4 protein-coding genes and 1 pseudogene are annotated in these 3,220 nt (G+C 67.1%); 1 reads left to right on the forward strand and 4 read right to left on the reverse strand.

Annotated elements, in window-relative coordinates:
- Positions 1-107: 107 nt before the first annotated feature.
- From rpsG to ACRWK7_RS09790, 3 genes are all read right to left on the reverse strand, one after another.
- Positions 108-578, reverse strand: a complete 471-nt coding sequence (gene rpsG / locus ACRWK7_RS09780; RefSeq protein WP_173121435.1) for a 30S ribosomal protein S7 — start codon at positions 576-578, stop codon at positions 108-110.
- A 176-nt stretch (positions 579-754) separates the two neighbouring features.
- Entirely contained in the window at positions 755-1,132 is a 378-nt protein-coding gene (rpsL, locus tag ACRWK7_RS09785; RefSeq protein WP_431856022.1) for a 30S ribosomal protein S12, read from the reverse strand.
- 23 nt (positions 1,133-1,155) lie between these two features.
- Positions 1,156-1,344: a hypothetical protein gene (locus ACRWK7_RS09790; RefSeq protein WP_431856023.1), complete on the reverse strand. Its 189-nt coding sequence runs from the start codon at positions 1,342-1,344 to the stop codon at positions 1,156-1,158.
- Positions 1,345-1,411: 67 nt separating this feature from the next.
- Here ACRWK7_RS09790 and ACRWK7_RS09795 point away from each other — a divergent pair, with 67 nt between their 5' ends.
- Positions 1,412-1,831, forward strand: coding sequence for a PIN domain-containing protein (locus ACRWK7_RS09795; protein ID WP_431856024.1), 420 nt, complete (start codon positions 1,412-1,414; stop codon positions 1,829-1,831).
- Between the two features lie 49 nt (positions 1,832-1,880).
- Here ACRWK7_RS09795 and ACRWK7_RS09800 read toward each other — a convergent pair.
- Positions 1,881-3,220, reverse strand: a pseudogene (locus ACRWK7_RS09800) (DNA-directed RNA polymerase subunit beta'); the annotation flags it as partial.

The raw sequence follows: 3,220 nt of genomic DNA on the forward strand, positions 1-3,220 counted from the left end.
GGACATGATTCACTCCAAATACAGGGGCCGCCCTCGGGTCAGTACAAACCCTGCGGGGCGGCCGGAGGACATTGAGCGGCTCGGTGCGCCGAGCCCGGATGGCGCGCTTAGAAGCGGAAGTGCGAGAACGCCTTGTTGGCCTCGGCCATGCGGTGGACTTCGTCGCGCTTCTTCATCGCGCCGCCGCGGCCTTCGCTGGCCTCGAGCAGTTCGTTGGCCAGGCGCGCGGCCATCGACTTCTCGCCGCGCTTGCGCGCGCTTTCCTTCAGCCAGCGCATGGCCAGGGCCAGCCGGCGAACGGGGCGAACTTCCACGGGAACTTGGTAGTTCGCACCGCCGACGCGGCGGGACTTGACCTCGACCATCGGCTTCACGTTGTTGATCGCGATCATGAAGATCTCGAGCGGGTCCTTGCCGGCCTTCTTCTCGACCTGGTCCAGCGCGCCATAGATGATGCGCTCGGCCACGGCCTTCTTGCCGGACTCCATGATGACGTTCATGAACTTGGACAGATCGACCGACCCGAACTTCGGATCAGGCAGGATCTCGCGCTTCGGTACTTCGCGACGACGTGGCATGGGACTCTTCCTTCTCAGCTTCAGTTGGCACCGGACGGCATGCCGTCCGGGCCCGGGGAATCACGCAACGGACCCCCCACTTACTCGGCGCCCCGGCATTCAGCCGGCTGGCACCGCGACACGACCCGCATCCGGGTCACTGGCAATACACACGGGCCCGTCGGACCCGAAGACGATCAGGCCTTCTTCGGACGCTTCGCGCCGTACTTCGAACGCGACTGCTTGCGATCCTTGACGCCCTGCAGGTCGAGCGAACCGCGCACGATGTGGTAGCGCACACCCGGCAGGTCCTTGACCCGGCCGCCGCGCACCAGCACGACGCTGTGCTCCTGCAGGTTGTGACCCTCGCCGCCGATGTACGAGATGACCTCGAAACCGTTCGTGAGGCGCACCTTCGCGACCTTCCGCAGCGCGGAGTTCGGCTTCTTGGGCGTCGTGGTGTACACGCGGGTGCAGACCCCGCGACGCTGCGGGCAGTTCTGCATCGCAGGCGACTTGCTCTTGGTGGCCTCGACCTCACGGCCATGGCGCACGAGCTGGTTGATGGTTGGCATAGGTAACTTGTTCCCGTTTGAAGTCACGCGCTCATCGACAGGAGCCCCGGCCCGCGCCCGCGGGCGCCGATACGGGCTTCCGGAAGCACAAAAAGCGCCGACCACGAAGGTTCGACGCCGAGATCCGGAAGATCGCCTGGCCCCACTGTTGTGGCCAAGCGCAGCTGCAAACTGCCGAAAAGCCCGCGATTATATTCGTGCGTCCGCTTCATGAGCAAGCCTCCCGAACCATCCGTGCACTCTCCCCCGCCCCACCTCCCCGCCCGGCCGGCCGAGGCAGTGATCGACACCAACGTGCTGCTCGACTGGCTCGTCTTCGACGAGCCCTCGGTGCGGCCGCTGTCGGCGGCGATCGCCGCGTCCGCCCTGACCTGGGTCGCGACGCAGGCGATGCTCGACGAGTTGGCCGACGTTCTGACGCGCCCCCTGCCGGAACGCTGGGACGGTCGGCGCGCGGATGCCATGGTGCGCGCAGCAAGCAATTGCATGCTCCTGCCCGCGATGCCGATGGCCCCGGCGGGCGCGTTGTGGTGCACCGATCCGGACGACCAGAAGTTCATCGACTTCGCGCTGGCGCGGCCTGCTCGGTATCTGTTCACCCGGGACAAGGCGCTGTTGCGGCTGGCCCGGCGCGCCGCCAGCCGCGGGGTCCTTGTCCTGACCCCTGCCGCCTGGGCGGGGGCGCCCGGCCCGACGTAAGAAAGGGCGGCCGAAGCCGCCCTTTTGTCGCACCGGGGCCCGGACGCGCTCAGTCGCTGGTGGAGCCGTCGCCCGGCGTCGCCGGCGCGGCATCCACCGCGGCCAGTTGCACCGCCGCCAGTTCTTCGGCTTCCTGCAGCGCGATCGCACGGCGCTCGGTCTCGTCCATCTCTTCCTTGGCCTTGCGTGCCTGGTGGTACGCCATGCCGGTGCCCGCAGGGATCAGGCGGCCGACGATGACGTTCTCCTTCAGGCCACGCAGCTCGTCGCGCTTGCCCATGATCGCCGCCTCGGTCAGCACGCGGGTGGTTTCCTGGAAGGAGGCCGCGGACAGGAACGAGTCGGTCGACAACGAGGCCTTCGTGATGCCCAGCAGCACGTCGGCGTAGGTCGCGGGCACCTTGCCCTCGCCACGCAACTTGTCGTTGGTGTCGAAGAGTTCGGAGCGTTCGACCTGCTCGCCGGCGATGTAGGTGCTGTCGCCCGGCGCGACGATCTGGACGCGGCGCAGCATCTGGCGAACGATCACCTCGATGTGCTTGTCGTTGATCTTCACGCCCTGCAGGCGGTAGACGTCCTGCACCTCGTCGACGATGTAGCGCGCCAGTTCCTCGACGCCCAGCAGGCGCAGGATGTCCTGCGGATCGGCCGCGCCGTCGACGATGAGTTCGCCCTTGTTCACCACCTGGCCTTCGTGCACCAGGATGTTCTTTTCCTTGGGCACCAGCTCTTCGTGCTTCTTGCCGTCCGGATCGGTGATCTCGAGGCGAACCTTGCCCTTGGTCTCCTTGCCGAACGAGATCGTGCCGGTCTGCTCGGCCAGGATGCCGACGTCCTTCGGCGAGCGGGCCTCGAACAGCTCGGCCACCCGCGGCAGACCGCCGGTGATGTCGCGCGTCTTCTGGCCTTCGACCGGAATGCGCGCCAGCACCTCGCCCGGGGCGAGATCCTGGCCATCACGCACCTGGATCAGAGCGCCGACCTGGAACGCGATCGCCACCGAGTGGTCGGTGCCGGGGATCTTGACCTCGTTGCCGTTGGCGTCGAGCAGCTTGACCAGCGGACGCACCACCTTGGCGGCACCGCGGCGCTTCGGGTCGATGACGACCAGCGTCGACAGGCCGGTGACCTCGTCGACCTGCTTGGCGACCGTGACGCCTTCCTCGACGTTCTCGAACTTCGCGCGACCGGCGAATTCCGTGATGATCGGGCGGGTCAGCGGGTCCCAGTTCGCCAGCACCGTGCCGGCCTTGATGGGCTGGTCGGCCTTGACGTTCAGCGTCGCGCCGTACGGCACCTTGTGGCGTTCGCGCTCGCGGCCGTGCTCGTCGTGGATGACGATCTCGCCGGAGCGGGCAATCACCACCAATTCGCCCTTGCTGTTGGTCA

It is taken from the genome of Azospirillum sp. (assembly GCF_050789165.1).

What these genes read in the sequence shown, in the direction of transcription:
- rpsG (WP_173121435.1), bottom strand. Translation starts at nt 578, where the DNA reads ATGCCACGTCGTCGCGAAGTACCGAAGCGCGAGATCCTGCCTGATCCG.
- rpsL (WP_431856022.1), bottom strand. Translation starts at nt 1,132, where the DNA reads ATGCCAACCATCAACCAGCTCGTGCGCCATGGCCGTGAGGTCGAGGCC.
- ACRWK7_RS09790 (WP_431856023.1), bottom strand. Translation starts at nt 1,344, where the DNA reads ATGAAGCGGACGCACGAATATAATCGCGGGCTTTTCGGCAGTTTGCAG.